Below are 24997 nucleotides of genomic sequence, written 5' to 3'. Positions count from 1 at the left end.
TTCCAGAACAGGTGAGGACGCAGCATGAGACATACCCTGATCCAGAGGGCACTGCCCTTTTCCTTGGCATTCGCTTTCGCCTTTCCGCTCCTCCCGGGCACGAGTGAAGCGAACGCCCAAGAGAAGGTGGTGAAGATCGCGGGCGTCGGCGCGAAGTCGGGTGTGCTGCGCCCCTTCGGCGTGAACAGCGAAGCCGCGATGCGGGCCGCTGCCGAGGAGATCAACGAGTCAGGGGGCGTTACGCTTGGCGACGGCACGAAGGCGCGGATCGTCGTGGAGTATTTCGACGACCGCTGCGACCCGCAGGAAGGGATCGCGGTCACCCGCCGCATCGCTGCAGGGGAATGGCTGGCTTCCATCGGGTCCACCTGCTCTTCGGTGGTCGAGCCGGTGTTCGGCGTTCTGCAGAAGAAGGCCGGCGATACCGCCGATTCGGGGCTGCAGGTGCCGATCTTTACCGACGTCGCGATGAAGATCGGGCTCGCCGGGATCTCGGACTGGAGTTTCCGGAACATCCCCGAAGAGATCAAGATGTACGACGCCTTGTTCGCTTGGCTGAAAACCGCGCATCCCGAGGCGAAAACGGTCTATGGCGGCGTCGAGGACAACTTCGTCCATTCCCGCCAGACTTGGTACGACATAATGAAGGAGCGTGCGAAGCTCGCCGGCTTCGACGTGAAGGGCGAGGCCAAGTGGCTGCTCGACGACACCAACTTCACGACCCAGGTCCAGGAGATCAAGGATGCCGGCGCCGACATCGTCATGATCTCGGCGCATCCCTTCACGACCTGCGGCGTGTTGAAGGAGATGAGCCGCCAGGGGGTGAAGCCCGACGTACTCGTGGGCCTGACCAGCGCCTCCAGCCCCGAGACGGTGGATACATGCGGGGCCGAGGCGGAAGGCCTGCTGATCCCGACCAGCTTTGCTCCGATCAACGACCAGGCGAAGGCCGCCGCCGAGGCGACCGCCCGCTACAAGGGCTATGCCGACCTGCACAGCATGGCCGCCTGGGAGAACATGTTCATGATCAAGGAGGCGATGGAAGCGCAGGGCGTCCTCGCCAGGCCGGATACCGTCGCGGCCGACCGGGCCAAGATCCGGGCCGGCTTGGCCGGGATGAAGGAAGCCAAGGGTTTGCTCGGCACCGTGGGACGCCGGCCCGATGGCGAGTCGATCAAGCCCTATGTCTTCGTCGAAGCCAGGGGCGGCGCCTGGGAAGTCGTCCACACCCCGCAGCAGAACTGAACGCGAGCCGCTCTAGCGGAAGGGGCGGGTATGGCCCGTCCCTTCCTCCGGTGGTCGAGCGCGACGAACGGGATGATCGAACTGATCGGCGTTTCAAAACATTTCGGCGGCGTCCGGGCGGTCGAGGAGCTGGATCTGAAGGTCGAGCACGGCCAGGTACTCGGGCTGATCGGACCCAATGGGTCCGGCAAGAGCACGACCCTGGACCTGATTGCCGGGCAGCGGAGGTCGAGCGCCGGCAGGATCGTCCTCGGCGGCCGCGACGTCAGCGGGGCCCCTGTGCACGAACGGGCCCGCGACGGCGTGGCGCGGACGTTCCAGCACAGTCGGCTGTTCAGCCAGTTGACCGTCCGGGACAACTTGCGGGCGGCGCTGGCAGGATGTCCCGGGGCGCCGGGCGATGTCGCCCGGGCGCTGAGGGCGTTCGACCTCCATCATCGCGAGGACGACTTGGCGGCCGAACTGTCCGGCCCCGAGCGGCGCCGGCTCGAGCTGGCCCGCGCGACGGTGAGCCGGCCGCGCCTGATTCTGCTCGACGAACCCGCCGCCGGCATGGACGCTCTCGAGATCCGGCGGCTGCGCGACTGGATCACCGGCTTGCGCCGGGCGGGCACGGCCATCCTGCTGGTCGAGCACGTCCTGGAACTGGTCATGGCCGTGGCCGATCGGATCGCCGTGCTCGATTTCGGCAGGAAGATCGCCGAAGGCGTGCCGTCGGAGATCCGGAACGACGCCGCGGTCCGCAGGGCCTATCTCGGCGGCGGGGCGCGATGAGCGGACCCATCCTGGAAATCACGGGGCTGGCCGGCGGATATGGCGGGGCGGACGTGCTGCGGGGGGTCTCGCTCTCGGTCGAGAGAGGGAGCATCGCCTGCCTGCTCGGACCGAACGGCGCCGGGAAGACGACGTTGATGATGACGCTGGCAGGCCTGATCCGGCCCCGGAGGGGTGCCATGAGGTTCGACGGCAGAGAGGTCGCCGGGCAACCGCCCCATGTCGCCGTCGCTCGGGGCATCGTGCTGGTTCCACAGGACAGGATGGTGTTCCGGACATTGTCGGTCGGCGACAACCTGCGGGTCGGTGCGCTCCGGCAGGCCGGTGGAAGGCGGATCGAGGCGGATCTGGAACGCATCTATGGCCGGTTTCCCCGCCTGCGGGAGCGTCGGGGCCAGATGGCGGGAACGCTGTCCGGCGGCGAGCAGCAGATGCTCGCGATCGCGCGTGCGCTGATGTCGCGCCCGAAGCTGCTGCTGCTCGACGAGCCGTCGCTGGGTTTGGCTCCCCTGGTCGTCGAGGACATCTTCCGCCTCGTCACGGAGATCAACGCCGAGGGCACGAGCATCCTGCTGGTCGACCAGAACGTCCCGATGGCGACCGGGATCGCCCGCCGGGTCCACTTGATGGAACAGGGGAAGATAACGTTCAGCGGCGAACCCGGCCGCCTGCCCGAGGAGGAGCTGGTCGAGCGCGCATGGTTCGGCCGCCTGGCCGGGAACGCGGCGACGGCATCGCGCGAGGAGGTCGGCTGACATGCTCATGACCCTTCCGGCGGGCTTGGCCCTCGGCTCTTCCTACGCCCTGCTGGCGGTCGGCTTCACGCTGGTCTTCGGGGTGTTGCGTCGGGTCAATCTCGCCTATGGGGCGACGGTGATGCTCGGCATCTACGGTGCGCTCTGGGTGCAGGAGAGGACGGGGGGCGGTCCGGTCCTGATGCTGCTGATCGTGCTGATAGTTACGGTCGTGATTGGCATATACGTGGAAAAGTTGTGCTTCGCGCCCCATTCCCGGCGCGCCGCCGTCACGTCCATGGCCGCCAGCTTCGCGGTGTGGATGCAGCTCGAGGAGGTGGCGACGCTGTTGCTGCCCGGGCATGCCCTTCCGTTCCCATCCCCGTTCGGCCAGGCATCGGGACTGGACGTGGCGGGATTCCGTCTCGCGCATCTCCTGGCCCTCGGCTGCGCGCTGTCGGTTTGCGCCGGGTTCTGGGCATTGCTCTACCGGACCGGGTTCGGCCTCGCGGTGCGCGCGCTGATCGAGAGCCGGCAGGCGGCCGCTTGCGCGGGGATCGACGTCCCGCGCATCTCGGCGCTGATCTTTGTGCTGGCCTCGGCGCTCGGCGCCGTCGCCGGGTGGATCATCGTGGGCATCGACGGGCAGGTGACGCCGATGTTCGCGATGTGGGCCACGCTGAAGGGCATCATCGCGGCGATCCTCGGAGGACTGGGTTCCCTGCCGGGAGCGGTCGCGGGCGGGCTGCTGCTGGGCGTCGTTGAGACCGTCGCGCAGCGTTCGTTCGGGCCGCAGGTTCGCGACCTGTGCAGCTATCTCCTGCTCTTCGCGGTCCTGGCGCTGTGCCCGTCGGGCCTGTCGGCGCTCTGGTCCGCCGCGGGCGCGTCGCGGGCGGCGGAGGAGACGTGAATGGACGACTACTGGCTCGGCATCCTCGCCAACATGGGCCTGCTGTCATTTCTCGCCCTGTCGTCCTACGTGCTGCTGATCGGCGGCGCGATGTCGTTCGGCCAGCAGGCCTTCTTCGGGATCGGCGCCTACGCCGCCGGGATGGCGACCGTGCTGGGTGCGGTACCGCTGGGCGTCGCGCTGGCCCTGGCGGCGGTCGTCGGCGGCCTCGCCGCCGGGGCCTTGGGAGCGGCGACGCTTCGGCTGCGCGGTTTCCATTTCTCGGTCGCGAGCCTCGCCGCGGCGGAAGCCGTCCGCATTTCGCTGGAGTTGTTCAGTCTCAGGGTCGTCTCTTCCGAGGGGCGGATGACCGGGCCGAACGGCATCGAAGGCTTTCGCGGTATCCGGTACCTGTACGAGCGCGGCTACGGTCCGGTGGATTTCGTGCTGTTGATCTACGGCGTGCTGGGACTCGTGCTGCTTGCGCTCTGGCTGTCCGAGCGGCGGCGCTTCGGCCTCACCCTCCGGATGGCCGGAGAGGACCCGGTCCTCGCCCGCACGCTCGGTGTCGACGTGCGCAAGGCCAGGATCGCGGCGGCGGCGGCGGCCGGCGCCATCGCGGCTCTCGGCGGTGGGTTGTTCGCCCACTACAACACCTATGTCGAGCCGAGCAACTTCGGAATGATGCTTGGCGTCCATGGTCTCGCCTATGCGCTGATCGGCGGGCTCGGCGCGCCGGTCGGCCCGCTTCTCGGCGTCGGCATCGACATCCTTCTGGTGGAAGCCAGCCGGATATTCCATGGCTACCGGATGGTGGCCTTCGGCGGCATCGTCGCCGTTTTCCTGATTTTCCGGCCGCGCGGCATCCTCGACGAGCGGCTGGTGAACCGTCTGCGCGCATGGGCCGGGCGCGCCGGCAGGCATACGCCGGACCAGCCGGCCGGGGAGGCAAAGGGCGCATCATGAAGATATTCGATCCGTCGATCCTGGACCTGCCGCTCTTCGACGAGGGCCATCGTGCACTCGCGGCCACGCTGGAAGCGTGGGTGGCCGATCACGCGCACCTCGTGCGCGACCTCGCCGGAACCAGCGCGCCGGAGCGCAGCCGCCACTACACCGAACTGCTGGGCAGGGAGGGTTGGCTCGCCCATGCCGTCACCCCGCCGGACGGCCGGGAACGTCCGGACATCCGCTCGCTGTGCCTGATCCGTGAGGCGCTCGCCTATATGGACGACCTCGCCGATTTCGCTTTTGCGATCCAGGGGCTGGCGGCGGCTCCGATCGCCTGGTTCGGGTCGCGGCACCAGAAGGCGGCGTTTCTGCCCGGCTTCGCCGAGGGGCGGATCATCGGTTCGCTCGCCCTGTCGGAGCCGCAGGGCGGGTCCGACCTCGCGGCGATGGCGCTGGAGGCGAAACGGGGGCCGGACGGTTTCGCGATCGACGGCGTCAAGACCTGGGTTTCCAACGGCAACATCGCCGACCTGCACGCGGCCCTGGTCCGGACGGGCGAGGGGCCCGGAGGCCTGGGGCTGAGTTTCCTGCTCGTGCCGAAGGAGACCCCGGGCCTCACGGCGACCGGCATCGAGCTGCTCGCGCCTCGCGCCTTCGCCAGCCTGTCCTTCGAGAACTGCGCCCTGCCGGCCGACGCGGTGATCGGCGAGCCGGGCATGGGATTCAAGTACGCGATGGAAATCCTCAACCTCTACCGCGTCACCGTCGGCTCGGCCGCGATCGGTTTCGCCCGGAAGGCCTTCCATGCGGCGACGGAATGGGCGCGCAACCGTACCGTCGCCGGCTCTAAGCTGATCCAGGCGCAGATGACGAAGGACAAGCTCGCCGACATGGCGGTGTTCCTGGACGCCTCATCCCTGCTCGTCGCACGCGCCGCCTGGGAGTTCGACACCGGCCGCCGGAACGTCGCCGCGCATGCCAGCATGGCCAAGCTGCATGCGACCGACGGCGCCGCGAAGGTCATCGACGACACGGTCCAGCTTTTCGGCGCCGCCGGGCTGGTCGCGGGCTCGGTCCCGGAGACGTTGTACCGGCAGATCCGCTCGTTGCGGATCTATGAGGGGACCTCCGAAATCCAGAAGATCATCATCGCCGGCTCGATCGGCCGGAGCGTGGGCTGACGCATGGGACGGATGCTGATCACCGCGCTCCTCGCCGCGGCTGCCGCCACGGCTGCCGCCGGGGCCGCCGCGGCGGAGCCCCTGGATGCGCGGATCGACTGTACGCCGGCCGGCGGCGGCCCGGTCTACGACTGCGTGATCGCGCTGGTGGAGCCGGGCACGGGCGCGCCCGTGCCCGATGCCCGGTTCACGGTGCGGGCCGACATGCCGTTGATGCCGATGGCCCACAACATCCGGCCGGTGGACGCCGTCCCCGCCGGACCGCCGGGCTCCTATCGTGCCCGCCTCGAGCTCGACATGCATGGCACCTGGGCGGTGATGCTGCGCATCGTCGAGCCCGTCCAGGCGGAGATCGGCCGCAGGATCGATTTCTTCGAGTAGGCCGCGGGCGTCACGGTGCCGTCCCGGCGCGCCTCGCCTCGCCGGTGATCCATTCGATGACGGCGCCGACGTCGGGGCGCGGGATCGGGTCGGCCCGGACCAGCCAGTAGGCGTAGCCGTCGGGCTCGTCCTGCCGCTCGCCGGGCAACACGACGAGCCGGCCGTCAGCCAGCATCGGCTCCACCAGCGGAAGGCGGCCGAGTGCTATGCCCTGTCCGGCGAGGGCTGCGTGGATCACCTGGTCGTACTGGTTGAAGCTCAGGATGGCCTTGGGCTTGACCGGCCCCGCCGCCTTCAGCCAGTCGGCCCATTGCAGCCACGGACGGCCCGGATCGTCGAACTCGAGCAGGACCTGGCCTTCGATGGCCGCCGGCGAGCCGAGGTCCAGCGCCCCCAGCGACGGATGGGCCACCGGCACGACCGCTTCGCCGAACAGGCGCTCCGATCCGGGTGGGGCGTTGCGCGCGGTGCAGTAGCGGATCGCCAGGTCGGCTCCTTCCGCCTGAAGGTCGAGCAGCTTGTTGTTTGCGGCCAGCCGGATGCCGATGGTCGGATGGCGTCGCTGGAAGTCGCCCAGCCGGGGCAGCAGCCAAAGCGCCGTCACCCCGATGCTTGCCGTGACGGTCACCGGCAGCCGCTCCGGCCGGTTGGCCAGAGCCGCGAAGGCATCCTGGATCTGCTGCACGGCGGCATCGGCGACGCGAAACAGCCTCTCCCCTTCCGGAGTGAAGGAGATGGACCGGTAGCCTCGGTTCAGCAGCCGGACGCCCAGCGCCTCTTCCAGCGCGTGGACCTGTCGGCTGACCGCCGACTGGGTCAGGCACAGGTCCCGGGCGGCCAGCGTGATGCTCATGCGCCGGCCGACCGCGACGAAGCAGCGGGCAAGGTCGAGCGAGGCCAAGCGGGTGATCGGTCCACGCATTCATGATCCTCATGCGTTCGATCCAGGAAAACGTGGCTCCTGTGCCGGCCGGTGTCAACCGCGAGGACCGGAGGCGGCGGATGACATTCCGTCTCGACATGCGACCGGGGCGCAATTGTCGATTGAAGCTGCCCCGGACGCGGGCTGTAATCGGTCCGGAAAGCGGGAGTGTCGGGACATGTCCGAGGCGCGAAAGGAAACTGCGACAGAGCGCGGCGCCGTCGAGCCCGAGGCCTTCACCGCGCGGGCAGCGGACGGCTACGCGATCAGGGGCTTCTTCTGGCGCTGTCCCGGCCCTGCCGGGGAGCGGCCTGTCGTAATCGTCAGCGCCGCCACCTCCGTGCGGTGCCGGTACTATATGCGGTTTGCGGCGTTCCTGTTCGCGAACGGCTTCGACGCCATCGTGTACGATTACCGTGGCATCGGCGAGTCGCGCCCCGCGTCGCTGCGCGGCTTCCAGGGCTCCTGGCTCGACTGGGGATACCTGGACTTCGATGCGGTCCTGCGTTTCGCGGACCGGTCGTTTCCCGGCCAGCCGATCTATGTCGTCGCCCACAGCGTCGGGGGCTTCGTGATCGGTCTCGCCCCGTCCAACCACCTCATCCGCCGCATCTTCACCATGGGTGCCCAGTTCGCCCATTGGCGGGACTACCGCAGACGCCTGAGGATGCTGGCCAAGTGGCATGTCGCGATGCCGGCGCTGACGGCGGTGCTCGGCTACTTCCCTGGCAAGCGGCTCGGCTGGCTCGAGGACACGCCGAAGGGAGTGGTGCGCGACTGGGGCTTCAGTTGGGCACGCATCGAGGACATCTGCCGTCGCGGCGCCCTTGCGCTCGGGCCGGCGGACCGGCAGGACCTCGTCAGGCAATTCGCCGCCGTCACCGCCCCGACGCTTGCGGTCGGCGTAAGCGACGACGACTTCGGCACCGTGGCCGCGGTCGAGCGGCTGCTGGCATATTTCCGCAACAGCCCGACGACGCATCTGCGGATTTCGCCCGAGTCGATCGGCGAGCCGGAGATCGGCCATTTCGCCTTCTTCCATAGCCGCTTCGAGAAGGCCTTGTGGCCGATCCCGCTGGCGTGGCTGAGGACCGGGAAAGTTCCCGACGGGGCGCCCGGGACCATTGTCGCGGCCGGCCCGTCTTCGAGCTTCCGGCACCCGCTCGACCGGTCCCTTGCTCTGCAGGGCCGGTGAAGTAACGACGAGGAAACGATATATGACGAGAACGGAACGCATCTGGGCGCGGCGCTGGCTGATCGTACTGGCAGCCGGCGTCATCATGGGCTCCAGCCTGGGGGTGCGGCACGTGCAGGGTCTCTTCCTGCCCCCCATCACGTTCGACCAGGGCTGGTCGCGCGAGTCCTTCGCGTTCACGCTCGCGATGCAGAACCTGATCTGGGGTTTGGCGCAACCCTTCACGGGCATGATCGCCGACCGGTTCGGCTCGCTGAAGGTACTGATTTCCGGGATGCTGCTCTACGCGCTCGGGCTGTTCGTCATGGCCAACTCCGAGACGACGGGTCTGTTCCTGATGGGCAACGGCGTCCTGATCGGCATCGCCCTGTCGGGGACCGCGTTCGGCGCCGTATACGGGACGCTGAGCCGGATCTTCCCGCCTGAGCACCGGAGCTGGGCGTTGGGCGTGGCCGGCGCGATCGGCGGGCTCGGCCAGTTCGCCATGGTGCCCCTGGCCCAGGGCCTGCTCGATGGCATGGGCTGGGTGTCGACGCTGGTGGTGCTGGCCGTGGTGATGGTCGTCCTGACGCCGCTGGTGGTCTGGATGCGTGACGATCCGGAAGGGGAACGTCAGGAAGGCACCCGGAACCAGTCCATGATGCAGGCCATTCGCGAAGCCGGCGGCCACAGGGGGTTCCTGCTGCTCAACCTCGGTTTCGTCGCCTGCGGCTTCCAGCTCGCCTTCATCGCCAGCCACATGCCCGCCTACCTGATCGATGGCGGCCTGGGACCGAGAGAGGCGAGCATCGCGCTGGCGCTCATCACGCTCTCCAACATCGTCGGGACCTATCTCGGCGGCTATCTCGGCGGGTTCCTGCGCCGTAAATACGTCCTTTCGGCGGTCTATGCCACGCGCGCGGTGGCGATGGCCCTCTTCATCGCGTTTCCGCTGACGGCGGCCAGCACCTATATCTTCTCCTTCGTCATGGGGCTGCTCTGGCTGGGTGTCGTGCCCCTGACGACCGGCCTCATCTCGCAGATCTTCGGTGTACGCTACATTACGACCCTGTTCGGTTTCGTCTTCTTCGGTCACCAGGTGGGCTCGTTCTTCGGCGTCTGGCTGGGCGGGTATGTCTTCGATGCGACCCAGTCCTATGACCTTGTCTGGTTCGGCGCGATCGCGCTCGGCGTGTTCGCGGCGGTCATGCACCTGCCGATCAACGATGCAAATGTGACCAGCACCAGGCCGGTGGCGCAGCCGGCGTAAGGGGGAACGATGCTGTTGCGATATGCGCTCCGAGGGTTTGCTGCCGGGACGGCCATCGCCTTCACGGCGCTGATCTTCTCGGCCTATCTCGACCCCGCGGTCTACCTGCCGGCTATGAACCTGCTGGCGATGTGCCGGTAAGAACCGGCGGCGGCCGGTCATCCGGCCGCCGCCTTCGCCGTCCCGCTCCCGTCGACCTGTCCTGGCCGCAGCCCGCTCCACCCGTCGGAGACGATGCTCGCGCGAGCGGTGCCGGGCCGGAAGTCGCGTTATCAAAGGGAAATTTGCCGCATGGCGGCGGCAAGCAATGAAATTTCGTAGGCGGACGCAGGAGGTTGCAGTCAATGGAAGTCATTTGAGTGCCCAAAACTGCAGATCCGGGTGTGGTGTCGGTGAATACTTATGTGTTAATCATTTTTTCAGAAAATTGATTTTCCTGTAACGAAGTCATTTTTTGTGGCTAACAAGGTATCAATGGCTTATTATTCGGGCATGGTTTGAAAAGGAGGGATCTTCCGAGCTGCGTGGTCGGAATTCGTCCGTGGCACGGCAGGAATCGTGAGCAGGCACGGCAATGCGGACTGCCGCGGCACGTCGTTGCAAAATCGTCCGATCACGGCGGGAAGTGACGCGAACGACAGGACAACTGTCCACCTGGAAGGGGAGGTTGCCGCCATGGAAAAAAAATTGACAAACAGGGAAATCGAAGTTCTGAAGTGGTCTTCTTATGGGAAAACTGCTCAAGAGGTTTCGGAAATCATGATAATTTCGGTGAACACCGTTAACTTCCATGTCAAGAATGCCATGATGAAGCTCGATACCCCCAACAAGACGGCGACGGTCGCGCGCGCTTCCATACTCGGCCTCTTGGGGTAGGCGTGCGTCTGGGCTGCGTCTGGAGGGGAGCATGTCGGAATATCGCGCGGAGATCAGCTGGCAGCGCGCGGGCGAACCCTTCGTCGACGGCAAGTTCGGCCGGAAGCACGCGTGGACGTTCGACGGCGGCGTGACGGTACCGGCCTCGTCCTCGCCGGACGTCGTGCCGGAACCGATGTCGGACGGCCGTGCCGTGGATCCCGAGGAGGCCCTCGTCGCCGCACTGTCAAGCTGTCACATGCTCTGGTTCCTCGCCATCGCGGCCTCCAGGGGGCATGTCGTCGACTCCTACCGCGACGAGCCGTTCGGGATCATGGAGGCCATCGGTGGCGGCAAGCGGGCGATCACCCGGATTACCTTGCGCCCGGAGGTCCGTTTCGGCGGTGCGGCCAGTCCCGCGACGGACGAAATAAAGGCGATGCATCGCAAGGCCCACGAGAACTGCTTCATCGCGAATTCGATCAAGTCGGAGGTCGTCCTGTCGCCGGTCGTACCGGAGGCGTGACGAGCGGGCCAGCCTGGAGAGGGCGATGGCGAAGACGATACTGGTGACCGGTGGAGCGCGGGGGATCGGGCTGGCTGTCACCCGAAGGCTGGCTGCGGCGGGCCATCGCGTCGCCGTCAGCTACCGGGCCGATGGTGAGGCGGCGCGGAGCGTCCGGGCCGAGTTGCGTGCGCGAGGCGCCGAGATAGAGATATTCCAGTCGGATCTCGCCGACCCGAAGGACGCCCGCGCCCTGCCGGGCCGGGTCGGTGAACGCTTCGGTGGACTGGACGTCCTGGTGAACAATGCCGGGATGACGGACGACGCCTCGTTCCTCATGATGGAGCGGGCGCGTTATCGCGAGGTCCTGGGGACCAATCTGTTCGGGACGATGCTGCTGACCGGCGCGGCGCTTCCTCTTCTGCTGAAGGCGGACGCCCCTGCCATCGTGATCGTCGCCTCGCTCGGCGGCGTGGTCGGCAAGGAGGGGCAGGTGGCCTATGCGACGAGCAAGGGAGCGCTGATCGGTTTCACGCAGTGGCTTGCCCGCAAGTACAGCAGTGCCGGGATCGCGGTGAATGCGGTGGCTCCGGGCTTCATCCGGACGGGGATGACCGCGGACCTGGAGCCGAAGATGGTCGATCACGTCGTCGGCGGCACGGCGCTTCGGCGGGTCGGCCGGGCCGAGGAGGTGGCCGAGGCCGTCCATTTCCTGCTCGCCCCGGGCTACATGCAGGCCACCACCTTGCGCATCGACGGCGGTTTCAACCGTTGAGGGGCCCCGGGGCGACGCGGGACGGCGTGTCGATCGGCCGGTATGGCCGCACTGCACGCCGCCGCGCGCGAACTGTCCCGTCCCCCCGCGCCCCGACCGGTGCCTTTCGTTCGCCGGCCTAGCCGACCAGCCGCCGTTCCTTCGTCGGCACATGGTCGAAGCAGGTCTTCACCGCCTGGTGGGCGTCGTTGTAGGCGCGGGAAAAGCCACCGGGGGAAGGGACGTAGTGGTTGTAGTAGGTCGCTCCCTCGACCGGCGGGCCGAATACCCAGATGCCGTCGCTGACGGTTCCGTCCGGTGCGATGGCCCGTCCCTCGGGAGTGACCGCGACGCCATCGACATCGGCCTCCGCCAGCATCGAGGAGACGATCCCCTTGCGGGCCAGGTTCCACAGCAGCGGCGCGTCACGACGCGTCGTCCCGCTCATGGGCACATGGGCCCGGATCACGCGGGCCCGGTCGCCATTCGCGTCCGCCTGCGTCCGCCCCATGGCGCCGAACGGATCGGCGACGGCGGCCTGGAGAGCGACCTCGGCCACGCCATCCTCGATCAGGCACTGGAATTCGGCGATTCGCTCCCATTGCGGCCCGGCGACCAGCCGGTTGATCATCGGCGCGTAGGTGCAGAAGAACCGGCGCCGCGATGCCGGCGTCAGCGCACGGCCGTCCACGACGGCCCGCAGCGCGTCCCTGAGATCCCGCCAGACCTCTAGCGCCGCCTTCAGGGGACTTTCGTCGAGTCCCTTCCTGCTGGCGGCGAGGTCGGCCCGCAGCTGGTCCAGGAACCAGCGCCGGTATCCATCGCCGCCGAGGCCGGCGGGCAGGCGCAGGAGAAGGTGATCGTCCGGATCGAAAGCCCCGAAGCGCGAGGCCAGGCGCGCGAGCGCGTCATCCAGCCCGCCCCTGCGCTTCGCATCCCCCAGAAGGGGACCGATGTCGTCCGGGTCCGCTTCGTTTCCGCCCCGCGCGGCGCAGGCCGCATAGTACGCTGCGGTCATCTCGAGCCGCATCAGGGGCAGGATGTCCGCCTCGAAATCCAGCCCTTCGGTGCCGGCGGCGCGGCGCAGGCCGTCGATCGCCTCGGCGGTCAGGAAAGCCGCCTGATGCCTGGGGCGGGAGACGCGGGTCTGCGGGCGGGCCCGGAACGGCATGCCGTTGCGCGAGACGAACACCAGCCGCCCCTCCCGGCCCGAGCGGCGGTAGCGCAGCGAACCCTGCCCGTCGCGCTGGAAGCATCCGCCCCACTCGTGAACGAGCGCCACCATGACGTCCATCGCGGTCAGGCCGAGGCCATGGATCTCGACCGTCTCTCCGGTTCTGATGTCGCGCAGCGTGCCGGGCAGGGGATAGGCCGGTCGCCGTATTCCGCCGGGCGCGTAGCCCGAGGATTCGATCGCGTGCCCGGTCGTGATGAAGATGCTGTCCGCGAGGATGCAGGCCCCGTTCTCCGCGACGAGCGCGAACCGGCCGTCCTGCGCGCGGCGATGGATGTCTTCGGCCATGGTCCGATGCAAGGACAAGGTGAGATTGCTGGGCGCCTGGCGGATCAGATGGCCGAAGAACCAGGACAGGTACTCGCCCAGCACCCGGCGCGGCAGGAAGTCCATCGGCTGCACGGGCCGTGGCGGGACGTCCGGTGCGTGGTCGTCCGGAACCAGATCGCCGCGCGACTGGCACCACTCGTAGAGGTTCGGCCCGAAATGGCTGCCGCCCCGCTCCTCGGACAGGAGCCCCGGGAACATCGTGATCTGGCAGGCGACCGTGTTGAGCTTCAGGTAGTCGGGCTGCGTCGGCGAGTGGATGCCGATGCCCGGTTCGTTGGGCTCGAGGATCGCGACTTCGACGTTCAGCTCGGGGCGGCTGCGCGCGAGGGAGACGATCCGCTCGAAGATCGTCAGCCCGCGCGAGCCGAGGCCGACGATTGCGAGCCGGAGGTCCGTTTCGCAGCGCCTGCCCTTCATGCCACGGACTCCCATCGGCGCAGCTCGGGAAAGAAGTCCGCCACGGTCAGCGTGCCGCTGTACCAGTCGGACTCCGCCAGGACCACCCTGGCGAGAGCCAGGTCGAGCACGCCGAGGCCGAAGGGCGAGAAGATCGACGCCTTGCTACGGTCGGGCTCGATCCTGCCAAGGAGCAGGTCCGCGATCGTTCCGGCGACGAAATCGTGATTGCCGGCTTTCTGGGCGGCAAGGTGCGGCGAGGTGTTGGCCTTGAGGCAGTGCTGTACGTCGTCGACGATGTTCCAGTTGTCGAGGATGATCTCGGGGCTCAGGTCCCGCAGGGAAATGTTCAGGACCACCTGGCCGGGCCTCAGCAGGGAGCGGTCCTCGATGTAGGGCTTGCCCGCCGAGGTCGCGAGCACGACGAGGTCCGCCGCGAATACCTCGGCGATCGTGTCGACCGTGCGGCTCGGCATCTCCAGCGTGTCGCGGACGAAGGCCGACAGCGAGTGCCGGCTCGCCTCGTCCAGGTCATGGACCAGCACTTCGTCCACCGTGCCGGAATGGAGCTTGTAGGTCTCCAGGATGTTGCGCGCGATGATGCCGGCGCCGATCACGCCGATGCTCCGGTACGGCCGGTCGGGAGCGCGCAGCCGGTCGGCTCCCAGCACGGCCGAAGCCGCGGTTCGCAGCGCGCTGATCTGCGACCCTTCGATGCAGGCCGTGGGAAAGCCCGTCCGGGCATCGTTGAGGATGATCACGGCCGAGGCGCGTGGCAGGCCGTCGCGCACGTTGCCGGGATAGCTCGCGATCCATTTGATCCCGCTAACGGGATTCTCGTCCAGAAGCGCCGACGGCAGGGCGATGATCCGGTTCAACTCGTTGTCCGGGAACCGGAGGAAGTAGCTGTCCGGGTTGATCGTCTCCTTGCGGCCGTGGAGCAGGTAGGTATCCGCCACCAGGTCGACGATGCCGGCACCCCTCCGGCGCAGGACGTCGAGGACGACATGGCCGGGGATGATGCGCATATCATGCATGCTGTGCTTCCTTGGTATCGATGATCCGGGGAGTGACGGTGACGCAGCGCGCCAGGGCCGGGTTCTCGGGCCACGCGGCGAGGGCTTCGGGGCCGAGACGCTCGCTCACCCAGGCATCGTCATAGATCGTGCCGAGATAGGGCGTGCCGCCGTCGGGAGCGATGGCGACCACGACGTCGGAAGCCGTGAACCTGTCCCGCCACGCCTGGACGGCGGACAGCACGGTGCCCGTCGAGCCGCCGGCGAGGATTCCGCTCCGGCAGGCGAGATGGCGGCAGGTCGCGACGGCTGCCTCTTCCGGGACCGTGACCAGGGCGTGCAGGCCGTCCGGGCGGAAGATCTTCGGCGGCTGGCTGGAACCCAGGCCGGGGATGTAGCGCTTGCCGGGCGGCAGGCCGAAGGTGACCGACCCCGCGCTGTCGACGGCCACGATCTTCAGGTGCGGGCGGGTCCGGGCGAAGCGCTGGATGCAGCCCATCAGCGTCCCCGCGGTGCCCACCCCGACGAAGAGATAGTCGAGCCGGTCGAAGGCGACGTCGATCGCCTTTGCCGTGGTCTTCGCGTGGATGGCGGCGTTCGCGGGGTTTTCGTACTGGTTCAGCCAGTGATAGCGGGAATCCGAGGCGAGCAGGCCCCGGATGTAGGCGAGGCGGGTTCCCAGGAAGCCTCCGTTTTCGTCCTCCTCGGTAATGCGGACGACGTTGGTCCCGAGCGCCTTCATGCGCTCCACGTTCTGGGCATTGACGTTGGGATCCACGACGCAGGTGAAGGAATAGCCGCGAGCCGCGCAGATCACGCTGAGCGCGACGCCCAGGTTTCCCGAGGAGGATTCGATTAGGATCGTATCGTTTCGGATGATGCCCGCATCTTCGCAGCTTCCGATCAGACCGAGCGCAGTCTTGAACTTGATCGATCCGGATGGGTTGAGATGCTCGAGCTTCAAGTACAGGTTTTCGACGCCCAGTCCGGGAAGGCCGACAAAATTGTGGTCTCCCGTTAATGACGTCAGGTCCGCCATCATTTTTCGCCTCCATGGAGACCGCAGGACTTGGGAGCGGTCTTCTCTGAACTTCTGGTACTAGTGGGTGGATTCGCGCGTCTTCTTGGATGCTGAGAGCAGGATCCGCTCCATGCGGGTCGCGGCCCCTCGCGCGAACGGCGTCTCGTAGGTGCCCGGCGGGCTGACGGAGCAGCCGACGACGAAGATCTCGATCCGTGCGGGCTCCCGCAAACGGACCCTGTCGTCACCGTCGACGGCCATCCCCCCGTCCTCGGTCGTCCGCAGCCAGGGCAGGAATTCCGCGAGCAGGGGCGGTATGCGCGGCTGCTCGTAGCCCGTGGCGAGCAGGACGGCGTCGACGGGCAGGAATCGGGGGCGCCCGTCGGCGTCGTCTCGGAAGACCACGTCGTAGAAGCCGCCGGCTTCGGTGACGCGCTCCACGCCGGCCGCCGTGTCGACCAGCACGTCGGGCCGGTGGTCGCGAAGACGGCCGGCGGCATCGGCAACGGCGGGCATCGATCCCAGGACGAGCCAGCGCACCGGCATCTGCGGCCCGAACGCGCGGATGCGGGAAGCCAACTCCGATTCGTGGAAGACCTTCTGGCCCAGATGCGGGACGAAGGCCTCGGGAATGTGCGGATGCCGGCCCGACGACAGGACCGCGCGGTCCGTCAGGATCCTGCCGCCGGGTCCGGCGACTTCGATGCCGGTGACGGTGCTGCGCTCGATGACGGGGAAGAGCGCCGCCGGTTCCTCGACCCGCACCGCGGTTGCGCCGGCGAGCGCGATCCCGAGTGGATCGCGGCCGATGACGACCGTGTCCGTTTTCCTGGCTCTGCCAGCCTGCATTCAACGTCTCCGACTTGTCGAGCGGTGGGGGGATGGGCTCCCGGCGGTACGCCCGATCACGGGCCGGCGGGTTCGATGACCGAGCGCGACTGCAGCCTGCCGTCCGGACCGGGCGCCCAGAGGGCCAGGGTGGCGGAGACCCGCTCGCCGTCGACGAAGCGCGTGGGGCCGAAGACCGTCAGGAAGGTGCCGCTGGAAAGGCTTTGTGCCAGCGGGCGGCTGCTGCGCCGGGCTTGCGCGACCGCCTCTATCGCCGCCAGGACCTCGAGGAAATAGATCGGCGGCGGGCTGCGGTAGTGTCGCTGGTATCGGGCAGCCATTACCGCGGCGCCGGGGATCTGGTGCGCGGTCGGGAAACCCACCACTTCCAGGTCTCCGGGATCGTCGACGCCGTCCAGCAGGTCGGCAGCCGCGGCGTCGTCCGTCATGATTACCGGGAGCATCATTCCGGACGCGCGCTCGGTCTTCAGCCATTCGTTGGAGGGCTTGAGGCGCCCCGTGTAGATGATGGCGTCCACTCCCGGTTCGCCGCCGTCATCGGCCGCGGTGCTCTCCAGGAGCGCGTGGATACGGTCCCGCAGGCCCCGGTAGTGGATGCTGTCGTCCGAGAGGACCGCCACCCGCTCGAAGCCACGCTCCCGGACCCGACGCGCCACTTCGGCGGCGAGGAGCCTGTCGTTGGGGCAAATCCTGAAAAGATTGGAGTAGCGTCTCGGCAGATCGATCGTCGCCGCCGGTGCTATGACCGGAATCCCTGCCGCTTCGTAGGCTTCGACCGCTCCCATGAGGGCTCCGGAGCCGAAGGGCCCGATCACGGCGTCGACGCCCTCGGCCGTGAACCGGTGGGCGACCTCGGCCGCGGTCGTGGCCGTCGCTTCGTCGTTCCCGTAGACGAACGACAGGTTCGAGACGCCGGGAGACCAGTCGATCGCGACCGTCAGCGTACGCAGTAGGGTTTGGGCATGGACCGTGCAGCCGGGATCGAGCCAGGCGCTCACGCCGACGACGAACTTCTTCATCGCGGCATCTCCGGCACCTGGCGCGCGCCGGCCCGCACCGCATGGAACCGGCTCGGGTCGAAGGGCGCGCACAACTCCGTCTCGCGTTCGGACGGCGTTCCGCCGCGCAATGCGCGCTCGACCTGCCGGGCGAGCAATGTCGCCGCGCCGACCGCCAGCTTGTAGCCGATTCCGGAGAAGCCGACGGCGGCGAAGAGCGGGCCTTCGCCGACGCGGCCGAGCAGCGGGCGTCCGTCCCCGGTGTAGCCGTCGAAGCCACGCACGATGTCGACCGGGTCGCCGAAGGCCGGTTGGCCGGTGATGCGCGCGAGGCGTTCGCATGCGTCCGCCACGATCGCGTCGTCGTCGTAGCCGAGGGCGTCGGGCCCGTCGGCTTCGCTCCTTGCCCGGGAACCGACCTGGACGAAGCCGCGGCCGGCCGGGACCATGTAGGACGCTGCACCGGTGTCGATCACCGGGGTGGGGACGTTCCGGCCGCAGTGCATCCGCACCATCGGGATGCTGCGCGCCACCGTCGGATGCCCGGGCAGCAGCCCGTTCGCCCATGCGCCGGTTGCGACGACCGCGCAACGGGCCGAGATCGAGCCGAGGTCGAAGTGGACGACGACCGAGTCGCCTCGGTCCTCGACCTCGCGCGGCGCGGCGTTCTCCAGGACGGTGCCGGTCCGTCTCAGATGCTGGATCACCGCGCGGGCGCTGGCGCGGACGTCGCCGTAGCCGCCGCCCGGTTCCCAGATGACGGGGCCGTCTCCCCTGGGGTCGACGGCGCCGGTGGCTTCGAAGGCCGCATGCCTGGAGACGATGCGGCCTCGATAGATGTCCGCCTCGTCGTCGCGGCCGAACTCCAGGGCCTCGTCGGCCGGCCGCTCGTCGAGCGCGTAGTAGACGCCGGTGGTCACGATGCTGGACGCGAACGCCCTGCCCACCGGCGTGTCGGTCATCCGTCCGAAGGAATGGACCGCGAGTGCCTGGATGCGGTCGTCCGGGTCGTAAAGCCGGACGATCCCTCCGGAATAGCGGCTGGCTCCCTGGCCGCCGATGCAGCCCCTGTCGACCAGCACGACGTTCAGGTCGAGTTCGGCGAGGGCGGCGGCGACGCACGCCCCCACGACCCCTCCCCCGAGGACGATGGTGTCAAACGAAGCTTTCATCGGCGGTTCCCATCGATGGTCCGGTCGCGGTTGCGCTCAGATCGAGCCGCCGAGTTCGGCCGGTTCGCGGGGCTGGGCCGGTGCGCTGGCAGGGGCCACCGCCTCGGCGATGCGCTCGGACAGGTCCGGATGCAGGGCGCTGCCCAGCGTGCCGATCTGCTCGACGATGTGCGCGACGGGGTTGCCGACGGCCATGCGGTCGCGGCCGATCGCCACGAGATCGAGGACGATCTGGGCCAGGGCGCGCATGGAGAAGGTGTCGACGCCCGCGGCAGTCCGCCAGCGCTCGCGGAAGCCTGCGAGGAGGGCCTCGTCGTCCACGCCGATCGCCGCAGGCGGGAGTGCCGTCCGCTCCCGCCGCGCGCGGTCGATCAGCGCTCCGATCGTCTCGACGAAGACCGACCGGTGCCAGGTGCGGAACGTCTCGACGTCGAAGTTGCTCTCGAACTCCTCGGGCGCAACCAGGGCCAGGTAGAGCCTGGACGCGTCCGCGCCGTACTCGGCGATCAGGTCCTTGGCCCAGATCGCATGGTTGCGGCTGGTCGACAGGTTCTTCCCGTTCAGCTTCATGAACTGGTTGGGATAGAACTGCGGGACCGGCTTGCCGCCCTCCAGGTTCGACAGCAGCGCGGGATACACGACCATGTGGCTGTAGGCGCAGTCGTGGCCGAGGAAATGCACGAGGCGCACGTCGTCGCGCTTCCAGAACTCCTCGTAGATCTCCGGCTTGCCGGCGATCTTCTCCGCATATTCATGGACGGCCGCGATGTAGCCGCAGATCCCCAGGAACCACGTGTGCAGCCGGCGCGAGCCGTCCGGCTCGAGGTCGAGGCCGGCTTCTTCGGGGCGCGTGATCCCCCATTCCTGGGGGCCGCTGCGCAACACCTCGTCCGCCCAGGCGTCCATGGGCCGGCGGATCGGCTTGCGGTGGTAGATGCCGCGCAGGTGTTCCTCGTAGCGCGCCATCTGAAGGAACTCGCGTTCCATCGAGGGCCACTCGAAGTCGCCGCCGCAGACCTTGCACCGGAACGGGTTCATGAGGGACGCTTCGGGCGGGTAGGCGCAGTTCTCGCACTGGCTGGCATCGGAATCGACGCCGCAGTAGTTGCAGTTCCCGCGCCCGAACGCCTCGTAGCCCCAGGTCCGGCATTTCGGACAGAACGGCTCCTGGGAGCTGTGGCGCTGGATCGCCCCCCTGCGCGAGGCGGCTTCGTGGATCTCCTGGGCCGCCTGGAGGAAGTACGGATTGCCGTAGGACGACATCCAGTGGTCGATGTCGATGTCCGCCGCCTGGAGCGTCGCCTTGATGCGTCCCGTGTTCTCGTTCGCGAGCTCGATCGGATCGCGCCCGACTTCCAGCCCCTTGCGCTTCATGTAGGACTGGTAGTCGTCCGAATAGGACACGAACACGCAGTCGTATCCCTGCTGGCGCTGCACCCTCGTGAACACGTCCGCCGAGAGGAACGGGCCGGCGATGTGCCCGATGTGCAGATCGCCGTTCGGGGTCGGAGGCGTGATGGTGACGATCAGCTTAGGGTTTGCCGGCATCAGGGGTCTCTTTCATCGTCGATAGGTATTTCTTGGCGTGATCCTCGTCCCACCACACGACGTAGAAGTGGAAGTCCTCGTCGGTGTCGTTCTCGACATAGTGGTTGAGGTGCTTCGGGATGGCGGCGATGTCGCCGAACGTGAAGGGATGCACGTCGTCGCCGATCACGAGTTTCGCGGTCCCCTTCATGGCGATGAAGACTTCCTGGTCGATCTGGGTGTGCGCCTCGGTCTTGGTGTGAGGCCGCACGACGCACCAGGCGCCGCTGAAGGGCATCGGATAGTTCGGCCAGGGTAGGAGCCGCGAACCGTCGAGGTCGTACTCGTGCACCAGACCGTCCCAGTTCATGGGCCGGAAGACTTGAAAATCAGGCATGTCGAAACTCCACCTCCGTCGTTTGTTTGCCGAATACTCGGCAAATTTTTACCGGTACGGCCACGCGCGGGCATGGTCGTGGAAAAGGAGCGGCGGGGCGGGAGTGCCGGGCATACCGGCTCCTGCCGCGTCCCACTCGTCGAGAAGAAGTTCTGTCGGTTTACGCCTGTGCGTCACTTGCACCCGGGCGCGTTGCGCTTCAGTGCGCGCTCATCCCTCGGTCCTCCCCGTCATTTCTTTTCAAATTTTTTAAATAGTCGTGAGTAGTCGTGCCGGACCCGGAGATTCGATGTTCATTTATGCATGAAGTCGCCGGAAAATAACTATCGTGCAGGAAAGATCGTAATCAACCCGGTACAGATTCCGGGGGAGCAAATTGGTTGAAAGTTGATTGTATTCTGTGGATAAAATTTTCGTACTGAAATCGGCTGCTAATAGGTGATCTACCTGCCATCAGGAAGTCTATTATATTTTGTTCCTGATTGTGGGCAGAAGTCGGAGGTCAAGGTTGGTCCGCTCCAGGTCCTCGAACTGTCTCTGTGCCCAGTAGTGCCATGCGACATTTACAACACCAAGAACTTGAACGTTGGTAGCTGGCCACCGATGGGTTAGGTGCCCTCGGGTGGGTGACGATGCCGAGTAGAAGGCGCCTATATGGTCAGCCGATTCAGCCCTTCCACGGGATCTGTCGCCTGTGACGCTTCGTAGAGTGAACAACATTAGGATACAACGCAAGTATCTTTTGATAATATATTATAGAATATATTTTGATCACGAGGTATGTATTCAAGAATGTGTAAGTCATATTTCGAAATAGCACAACATAGTATTCCACATCATTGTATTCTTTTTGTGCGTTGTCGGTTTTCGCATAAAAAAATTACTTACGGTGCCCCGAGAATAAAACCATCCAACCGTGAACGGTGGACGCGACTGGCCCTGCGGAAGGGGGCGTGCGGTCGCTGGAACATGGGAGCGCGTCGCAAAGAGGAGTAAGGTATGCAGCCGGGCAGCAACCACGGATCGTTCGATCCGACAGCGGATTTTCAAGGTGCTCGCAAGGAAACCCGAGACGCTTATGCTCGTATCAGAAGTATGGTCGCCTGCAACGTATTTCCGCCCGGCATGCAGATCCAGGCGAAGGCGCTGGCGGAGAAGCTTGGAATCAGCTCCACGCCGGCGCGCGAGGCGCTGATCCGGCTTTCGGTCGAAGGATGGATCGTCTCGGTACCGAACAAGGGATTCTTCACGAGGCCGCTGAGGACGGAGGACCTCATGGCGCGCTACGAATTCGCTTTCATGCTTCTCAAGTACTCGATCGAGAACAGCGCGAAGGCGTTTTCGTCCGACAGGCTGCAGCACCCCCCGGAGCTGGAGTACGGTGCCGATGGAAAGGTGGGCCCCGTTGCCGAGGAAGTGAGGATCGCCCAGGCGACGTTTCTGGAGCAGCTCTACGAGCGGATCGCCTCTCTTTCCGGCAACGAGATAGCGGTATCGGCGATCCGGAAATTCATCCTGGAAACACGCTACATCCGCTTGCTCGACCTCGAGGACGAGGCGGTGCTGAGGGAACTCGCGGCAGGAACCGCGGAACTGGCGAGGCTGCTGACGCTCGGCAGGAAGGAGGATGCGATCGCCATCATACGGGACCAGATGGAAAAGATCAGGAACCGCATGGGCGATCTGGTGAAGGAGGCCGTCGCCCGCTCGCTGTCTTCGCTGTGACCGGCGGGCCCGCGACCGGGGGTGCCGATCCCCCGTGCCGGCCGGCTCTGCCCGTCTTCCTGTCCCGGTTACCAGTCTGTAACGTGGATGATCCTCCCTCACGTCACGGCGCGGGTCACCCGGTGCCGGTATCGTTGGTCTGGCCGGGCGCTTCGGCGCGGTCGAGCAGTTCGTCGACCGTCAGGCCGGCGGGAGTGGAGCCCTGGAGGGTGCCGTCGCCGGGCGTGCGGTCCGGATCCAGCTTCTCGGAACCGGCGTCCGGGTTTCCCGTCCGCTCTTCGTCGGTCCGCGGTTGGGCTCTCTTTCTTCGCGGGTTCTTCGGTTCGGCCATGCTCGCCTCCATCGCTACGCGGAGAACAAGCAACAGTGCCACTGCCCCGGCGTCACGGACGGCGATCGTCCCGTCAGCGCACGGTGTCTGGCACGCCCTGGCCGGGATCGTCGGGCGTGCCGCTATTGGGCACCTTCTCGCCCGGAGCCGTGGGAGCGTCCCCGCGGCGCAGCCGGTGCAGCATCTCGTCTCCGGTCTTCGGCTCGTCCGCCGGCTCGCGGTTCCGCTTCGCCATTCCTGCATGTCCTCGTGTCTGCGGCATGTCCGTTCAACACCGGATCACGCGCGACGTCGCGCCGGTCATGCACCGGCCACGGTCGCCAGGGAGAGGACGGGATAGGCATGCGCGCGAGGAGACGGGCCGTTCACCTGCACCGGATCCGCGTCCTCTTCCGTCGGCGCCTCGAGCTTGTAGCCCCGGCCGTAGACGGTCTCAATATACTTTCCGCCGGCGGCCTGCCCCAGCTTCTTGCGGAGCTTGCAAATGTACACGTCGATCACCTTGTCGAGGGGATCGGAGCCGGAAAGGCCATAGACCGCCTCGTAGATCCGCTCCTTCGATACGACGCGACGGTGGTTCAGCGCCAGCACCGTGAATATCGCGTGCTCCCGATGGCTGAGGCGAAGGCGCACGCCGTCGACCTCGGGATCGCGCCCGTCGAGATAGGCGGTGACGCGGCCGATCGTCAGCGCGTTGGTGTTGTGGCCGTGGGCGCGCCGGCGGGCAGCCTCGATCCGCGCGCGAATCTCTCCGCCGTTGATCGGCTTTACCAGCACGTCGTCGGCGCCGTTGCGCAGAAGCTCGATGGTCGAGGCCGTGCACCGGAAGTCGAGCAGGCAGACGATCGCGGAGTTGACGCCGCCTTGGCGCAGGGCGGAGATTTGGTCCGCCTGGTCCGGAATGCCGCCGACCACCACGGCGTCGTAGTCGTCCAGCGTTCCCGATGAACCGGCGCCAAGGCCGTCCGTGTCGGCGCATTCCGTGATTTCCAGGTCGATCCTGGTCTTCTTGAGTTCGCGGGCGACCGCGGCGGCGATGCCGCTATCCTGCTCGATCAGAAGGACGCGCATTGGGTTCTCCAAAGATGCTTCGTCGGGCGTTCGTGCTGGGATGAGTAAAAATTTACAATTGTTGTTGGTTTTTCTATCCTTTCGATAACAACATCTCCGAAATTTCGTGTCAAGCGAACCAGCAGTTTTGTGGTGAGTATATAAAATGCTATGTTTATATCAGCTTTAAAGAGTGTTCACGAAGTTCAGCCGAGTTGGTCCTGTGTTTGTAATTCATTAACCAATACTGACTTCATCACTCCGGCGGTGTTCTTCGTGCAATACGCCCATCAGGTTGCCCAAAATCTCTCTAGAACGAGGTAACTCTCAGGGGTTGTCCCAAAATTGCCACCCATTCCGTGGCCGAAAGCCGGTAAGGATCTGCGGGTCGGGGCGCTTTCCAGGGAAATGCCGATCGCGGTCGAGGTAAACTTTCGCGGTCTTTTAATCATTTGCGTGCTAGGCTGCTTCGTAGGCTGGGATCGTCTCCTGGGGCCATGGGGAGGGAGAGAATGGACGGGCACACGCGGATCGCGACCGAACTGCACGACCTGCTCGAGAAGGCGATGGAGTTCGCCGACCAGGAGGCCCTGTCGCGCCTGCACGACCTGCTCACCTACATGAGCGAAGGGGCGGATCTCGTGGATTACGCCTGCGACGTTCCGGAGGGGCTGGAGCACAAGGCCGTCTTCAAGCGGATGGCCAAGGTGCGCGAGCTGATGGACGTGCCTCCCATGGGTCATGCATGACGGGTTTCCCCTTCCTGCGCAGCCGAACCTAAACCCGCCTTTATTCTTTCCCCGCTAAGCTTCCCGCCATCCAACGGCTGGAGGCTTTCAGGTGATGGACGACATCTTCGCCGTCGTGGCGGGCAGGCCCGAGCGGCAGATGCCGCCGAACGCGACAGGCGACCAGGCCCAGGCCGGGAGCCGGTTCGACGACGCCGTCGACGAGGTCGAGCGGCGGCCCCCCGACTCCGGCCGCCCGCCGCCGGCCCGATCCGCCAAACCGGCCGGACCCCAGCCAGAGCCTCGGCCGGAAGCGCCCCCTGTCCGGATGACGGCCGGTGTGGCCGTCCCGGCAGCACCGGCCCCCACGGCTCCGGCCCCGACGGGGGACCTCGCGCCGCCGCCCCCGGCGGGCGCGGAGACCGCGACGTCGGTCTCCCCCGCCTTTCCGGACGGCGCCGCGGCTGCCGGTATTCTTCAGGTCCCGCTCCACGCGCCGGCACCCATGCCCGTCCCGCTGCCGGGCGCCATGCCCGTTCCGATCGTTACCGCCCAGCCCGGAACCACCACGTCCGCGAGTGCCGGCTT

27 protein-coding genes are annotated in these 24997 nt (G+C 66.7%); 15 read left to right on the top strand and 12 right to left on the bottom strand.

The window, feature by feature from the left end; genetic code table 11:
• The first annotated feature begins 24 nt into the window (after nucleotides 1-24).
• From VGO20_RS26925 to VGO20_RS26895, 7 genes are all read left to right on the top strand, one after another.
• Nucleotides 25-1245 (top strand): ABC transporter substrate-binding protein, encoded by a 1221-nt coding sequence (locus VGO20_RS26925; RefSeq protein WP_327505501.1) that lies wholly within the window; start codon nucleotides 25-27, stop codon nucleotides 1243-1245.
• 72 nt (nucleotides 1246-1317) lie between these two features.
• The gene (locus VGO20_RS26920) at nucleotides 1318-2019 is read left to right on the top strand and encodes an ABC transporter ATP-binding protein (RefSeq protein ID WP_327505500.1); all 702 of its coding nucleotides are present in this window, start codon (nucleotides 1318-1320) and stop codon (nucleotides 2017-2019) included.
• A complete protein-coding gene (locus VGO20_RS26915; RefSeq protein WP_327505499.1) occupies nucleotides 2016-2774 on the top strand; it encodes an ABC transporter ATP-binding protein in 759 nt (252 codons plus the stop codon). Before VGO20_RS26920 ends, VGO20_RS26915 begins: the two co-directional genes overlap by 4 nt.
• 1 nt (nucleotide 2775) lies before the next feature.
• Nucleotides 2776-3663 (top strand): branched-chain amino acid ABC transporter permease, encoded by an 888-nt coding sequence (locus tag VGO20_RS26910; protein ID WP_327505498.1) that lies wholly within the window; start codon nucleotides 2776-2778, stop codon nucleotides 3661-3663.
• Nucleotides 3664-4608 (top strand): branched-chain amino acid ABC transporter permease, encoded by a 945-nt coding sequence (locus tag VGO20_RS26905; RefSeq protein WP_327505497.1) that lies wholly within the window; start codon nucleotides 3664-3666, stop codon nucleotides 4606-4608.
• Nucleotides 4605-5774 (top strand): acyl-CoA dehydrogenase family protein, encoded by a 1170-nt coding sequence (locus VGO20_RS26900; RefSeq protein WP_327505496.1) that lies wholly within the window; start codon nucleotides 4605-4607, stop codon nucleotides 5772-5774. The genes VGO20_RS26905 and VGO20_RS26900 overlap by 4 nt, the downstream gene beginning before the upstream one ends.
• Before the next feature lie 3 nt (nucleotides 5775-5777).
• Nucleotides 5778-6155: a FixH family protein gene (locus VGO20_RS26895; protein WP_327505495.1), complete on the top strand. Its 378-nt coding sequence runs from the start codon at nucleotides 5778-5780 to the stop codon at nucleotides 6153-6155.
• Nucleotides 6156-6165: 10 nt separating this feature from the next.
• Here VGO20_RS26895 and VGO20_RS26890 read toward each other — a convergent pair whose 3' ends face one another.
• Nucleotides 6166-7077, bottom strand: coding sequence for a LysR substrate-binding domain-containing protein (locus VGO20_RS26890; protein WP_327505494.1), 912 nt, complete (start codon nucleotides 7075-7077; stop codon nucleotides 6166-6168).
• 178 nt (nucleotides 7078-7255) lie between these two features.
• Here VGO20_RS26890 and VGO20_RS26885 point away from each other — a divergent pair, with 178 nt between their 5' ends.
• The 6 genes from VGO20_RS26885 (at nucleotide 7256) to VGO20_RS26860 (ending at nucleotide 11656) form a co-directional block, all read left to right on the top strand.
• Nucleotides 7256-8272, top strand: coding sequence for an alpha/beta hydrolase family protein (locus tag VGO20_RS26885; RefSeq protein ID WP_327505493.1), 1017 nt, complete (start codon nucleotides 7256-7258; stop codon nucleotides 8270-8272).
• Between the two features lie 22 nt (nucleotides 8273-8294).
• A complete protein-coding gene (locus VGO20_RS26880) occupies nucleotides 8295-9521 on the top strand; it encodes an MFS transporter (RefSeq protein WP_327505492.1) in 1227 nt (408 codons plus the stop codon).
• 15 nt (nucleotides 9522-9536) lie between these two features.
• A complete protein-coding gene (locus VGO20_RS26875) occupies nucleotides 9537-9662 on the top strand; it encodes a hypothetical protein (protein WP_327505491.1) in 126 nt (41 codons plus the stop codon).
• Nucleotides 9663-10079: 417 nt separating this feature from the next.
• Nucleotides 10080-10397 carry a LuxR C-terminal-related transcriptional regulator gene (locus tag VGO20_RS26870; RefSeq protein WP_327505490.1) on the top strand — a complete coding sequence of 106 codons (318 nt, stop codon included), beginning with the start codon at nucleotides 10080-10082 and terminating at the stop codon, nucleotides 10395-10397.
• 31 nt (nucleotides 10398-10428) lie between these two features.
• Nucleotides 10429-10902, top strand: a complete 474-nt coding sequence (locus tag VGO20_RS26865) for an OsmC family protein (protein WP_327505489.1) — start codon at nucleotides 10429-10431, stop codon at nucleotides 10900-10902.
• A gap of 25 nt (nucleotides 10903-10927) precedes the next feature.
• Nucleotides 10928-11656 (top strand): SDR family NAD(P)-dependent oxidoreductase, encoded by a 729-nt coding sequence (locus VGO20_RS26860; protein WP_327505488.1) that lies wholly within the window; start codon nucleotides 10928-10930, stop codon nucleotides 11654-11656.
• A gap of 118 nt (nucleotides 11657-11774) precedes the next feature.
• Here VGO20_RS26860 and VGO20_RS26855 read toward each other — a convergent pair whose 3' ends face one another.
• From VGO20_RS26855 to VGO20_RS26820, 8 genes are read right to left on the bottom strand one after another with little or no spacing between them, the layout of a single operon-like run.
• A complete protein-coding gene (locus tag VGO20_RS26855) occupies nucleotides 11775-13616 on the bottom strand; it encodes an FAD/NAD(P)-binding protein (protein ID WP_327505487.1) in 1842 nt (613 codons plus the stop codon).
• Nucleotides 13613-14632, bottom strand: coding sequence for a 2,3-diaminopropionate biosynthesis protein SbnB (gene sbnB / locus VGO20_RS26850; RefSeq protein WP_327505486.1), 1020 nt, complete (start codon nucleotides 14630-14632; stop codon nucleotides 13613-13615). The genes VGO20_RS26855 and sbnB overlap by 4 nt, the downstream gene beginning before the upstream one ends.
• Nucleotides 14625-15653, bottom strand: a complete 1029-nt coding sequence (sbnA, locus tag VGO20_RS26845) for a 2,3-diaminopropionate biosynthesis protein SbnA (protein WP_327505485.1) — start codon at nucleotides 15651-15653, stop codon at nucleotides 14625-14627. Before sbnA ends, sbnB begins: the two co-directional genes overlap by 8 nt.
• A 57-nt stretch (nucleotides 15654-15710) precedes the next feature.
• Nucleotides 15711-16481 (bottom strand): hypothetical protein, encoded by a 771-nt coding sequence (locus VGO20_RS26840; RefSeq protein ID WP_327505484.1) that lies wholly within the window; start codon nucleotides 16479-16481, stop codon nucleotides 15711-15713.
• Nucleotides 16482-16537: 56 nt separating this feature from the next.
• Nucleotides 16538-17500 carry an ABC transporter substrate-binding protein gene (locus tag VGO20_RS26835; protein WP_327505483.1) on the bottom strand — a complete coding sequence of 321 codons (963 nt, stop codon included), beginning with the start codon at nucleotides 17498-17500 and terminating at the stop codon, nucleotides 16538-16540.
• On the bottom strand, nucleotides 17497-18651 hold the full coding sequence (locus VGO20_RS26830) for an NAD(P)/FAD-dependent oxidoreductase (RefSeq protein WP_327505482.1): 1155 nt from the start codon (nucleotides 18649-18651) through the stop codon (nucleotides 17497-17499). Before VGO20_RS26830 ends, VGO20_RS26835 begins: the two co-directional genes overlap by 4 nt.
• A gap of 36 nt (nucleotides 18652-18687) precedes the next feature.
• On the bottom strand, nucleotides 18688-20199 hold the full coding sequence (locus tag VGO20_RS26825; protein WP_327505481.1) for a methionine--tRNA ligase: 1512 nt from the start codon (nucleotides 20197-20199) through the stop codon (nucleotides 18688-18690).
• Nucleotides 20183-20575 (bottom strand): cupin domain-containing protein, encoded by a 393-nt coding sequence (locus tag VGO20_RS26820; protein WP_327505480.1) that lies wholly within the window; start codon nucleotides 20573-20575, stop codon nucleotides 20183-20185. Before VGO20_RS26820 ends, VGO20_RS26825 begins: the two co-directional genes overlap by 17 nt.
• A gap of 999 nt (nucleotides 20576-21574) precedes the next feature.
• Here VGO20_RS26820 and VGO20_RS26815 point away from each other — a divergent pair.
• Nucleotides 21575-22300 carry a GntR family transcriptional regulator gene (locus VGO20_RS26815; protein ID WP_327505479.1) on the top strand — a complete coding sequence of 242 codons (726 nt, stop codon included), beginning with the start codon at nucleotides 21575-21577 and terminating at the stop codon, nucleotides 22298-22300.
• Between the two features lie 115 nt (nucleotides 22301-22415).
• Here VGO20_RS26815 and VGO20_RS26810 read toward each other — a convergent pair whose 3' ends face one another.
• From VGO20_RS26810 to VGO20_RS26800, 3 genes are all read right to left on the bottom strand, one after another.
• Nucleotides 22416-22631 carry a hypothetical protein gene (locus tag VGO20_RS26810; RefSeq protein WP_327505478.1) on the bottom strand — a complete coding sequence of 72 codons (216 nt, stop codon included), beginning with the start codon at nucleotides 22629-22631 and terminating at the stop codon, nucleotides 22416-22418.
• 73 nt (nucleotides 22632-22704) lie between these two features.
• Nucleotides 22705-22866, bottom strand: a complete 162-nt coding sequence (locus tag VGO20_RS26805; protein ID WP_327505477.1) for a hypothetical protein — start codon at nucleotides 22864-22866, stop codon at nucleotides 22705-22707.
• 65 nt (nucleotides 22867-22931) lie between these two features.
• A complete protein-coding gene (locus VGO20_RS26800; protein WP_327505476.1) occupies nucleotides 22932-23702 on the bottom strand; it encodes a winged helix-turn-helix transcriptional regulator in 771 nt (256 codons plus the stop codon).
• Nucleotides 23703-24193: 491 nt separating this feature from the next.
• On the opposite strand from VGO20_RS26800, the gene VGO20_RS26795 reads away from it, so the two are divergent.
• Nucleotides 24194-24430 (top strand): hypothetical protein, encoded by a 237-nt coding sequence (locus VGO20_RS26795; protein WP_327505475.1) that lies wholly within the window; start codon nucleotides 24194-24196, stop codon nucleotides 24428-24430.
• Nucleotides 24431-24997: the final 567 nt, after the last annotated feature.

This window comes from Arenibaculum sp. (assembly GCF_035998295.1).
Lineage (GTDB): Bacteria > Pseudomonadota > Alphaproteobacteria > Azospirillales > Azospirillaceae > DASYHS01.
This window is presented reverse-complemented; position numbering and strand designations above follow the sequence as displayed.

Bases quoted from the DNA above. Each gene is read 5' to 3' on its own strand.
- VGO20_RS26925 (WP_327505501.1), top strand. From the start codon at position 25: ATGAGACATACCCTGATCCAGAGGGCACTGCCCTTTTCCTTGGCATTC.
- VGO20_RS26920 (WP_327505500.1), top strand. From the start codon at position 1,318: ATGATCGAACTGATCGGCGTTTCAAAACATTTCGGCGGCGTCCGGGCG.
- VGO20_RS26915 (WP_327505499.1), top strand. From the start codon at position 2,016: ATGAGCGGACCCATCCTGGAAATCACGGGGCTGGCCGGCGGATATGGC.
- VGO20_RS26910 (WP_327505498.1), top strand. From the start codon at position 2,776: ATGCTCATGACCCTTCCGGCGGGCTTGGCCCTCGGCTCTTCCTACGCC.
- VGO20_RS26905 (WP_327505497.1), top strand. From the start codon at position 3,664: ATGGACGACTACTGGCTCGGCATCCTCGCCAACATGGGCCTGCTGTCA.
- VGO20_RS26900 (WP_327505496.1), top strand. From the start codon at position 4,605: ATGAAGATATTCGATCCGTCGATCCTGGACCTGCCGCTCTTCGACGAG.
- VGO20_RS26895 (WP_327505495.1), top strand. From the start codon at position 5,778: ATGGGACGGATGCTGATCACCGCGCTCCTCGCCGCGGCTGCCGCCACG.
- VGO20_RS26890 (WP_327505494.1), bottom strand. From the start codon at position 7,077: ATGCGTGGACCGATCACCCGCTTGGCCTCGCTCGACCTTGCCCGCTGC.
- VGO20_RS26885 (WP_327505493.1), top strand. From the start codon at position 7,256: ATGTCCGAGGCGCGAAAGGAAACTGCGACAGAGCGCGGCGCCGTCGAG.
- VGO20_RS26880 (WP_327505492.1), top strand. From the start codon at position 8,295: ATGACGAGAACGGAACGCATCTGGGCGCGGCGCTGGCTGATCGTACTG.
- VGO20_RS26865 (WP_327505489.1), top strand. From the start codon at position 10,429: ATGTCGGAATATCGCGCGGAGATCAGCTGGCAGCGCGCGGGCGAACCC.
- VGO20_RS26860 (WP_327505488.1), top strand. From the start codon at position 10,928: ATGGCGAAGACGATACTGGTGACCGGTGGAGCGCGGGGGATCGGGCTG.
- VGO20_RS26855 (WP_327505487.1), bottom strand. From the start codon at position 13,616: ATGAAGGGCAGGCGCTGCGAAACGGACCTCCGGCTCGCAATCGTCGGC.
- sbnB (WP_327505486.1), bottom strand. From the start codon at position 14,632: ATGCATGATATGCGCATCATCCCCGGCCATGTCGTCCTCGACGTCCTG.
- sbnA (WP_327505485.1), bottom strand. From the start codon at position 15,653: ATGATGGCGGACCTGACGTCATTAACGGGAGACCACAATTTTGTCGGC.
- VGO20_RS26840 (WP_327505484.1), bottom strand. From the start codon at position 16,481: ATGCAGGCTGGCAGAGCCAGGAAAACGGACACGGTCGTCATCGGCCGC.
- VGO20_RS26835 (WP_327505483.1), bottom strand. From the start codon at position 17,500: ATGAAGAAGTTCGTCGTCGGCGTGAGCGCCTGGCTCGATCCCGGCTGC.
- VGO20_RS26830 (WP_327505482.1), bottom strand. From the start codon at position 18,651: ATGAAAGCTTCGTTTGACACCATCGTCCTCGGGGGAGGGGTCGTGGGG.
- VGO20_RS26825 (WP_327505481.1), bottom strand. From the start codon at position 20,199: ATGCCGGCAAACCCTAAGCTGATCGTCACCATCACGCCTCCGACCCCG.
- VGO20_RS26820 (WP_327505480.1), bottom strand. From the start codon at position 20,575: ATGCCTGATTTTCAAGTCTTCCGGCCCATGAACTGGGACGGTCTGGTG.
- VGO20_RS26815 (WP_327505479.1), top strand. From the start codon at position 21,575: ATGCAGCCGGGCAGCAACCACGGATCGTTCGATCCGACAGCGGATTTT.
- VGO20_RS26810 (WP_327505478.1), bottom strand. From the start codon at position 22,631: ATGGCCGAACCGAAGAACCCGCGAAGAAAGAGAGCCCAACCGCGGACC.
- VGO20_RS26805 (WP_327505477.1), bottom strand. From the start codon at position 22,866: ATGGCGAAGCGGAACCGCGAGCCGGCGGACGAGCCGAAGACCGGAGAC.
- VGO20_RS26800 (WP_327505476.1), bottom strand. From the start codon at position 23,702: ATGCGCGTCCTTCTGATCGAGCAGGATAGCGGCATCGCCGCCGCGGTC.
- VGO20_RS26795 (WP_327505475.1), top strand. From the start codon at position 24,194: ATGGACGGGCACACGCGGATCGCGACCGAACTGCACGACCTGCTCGAG.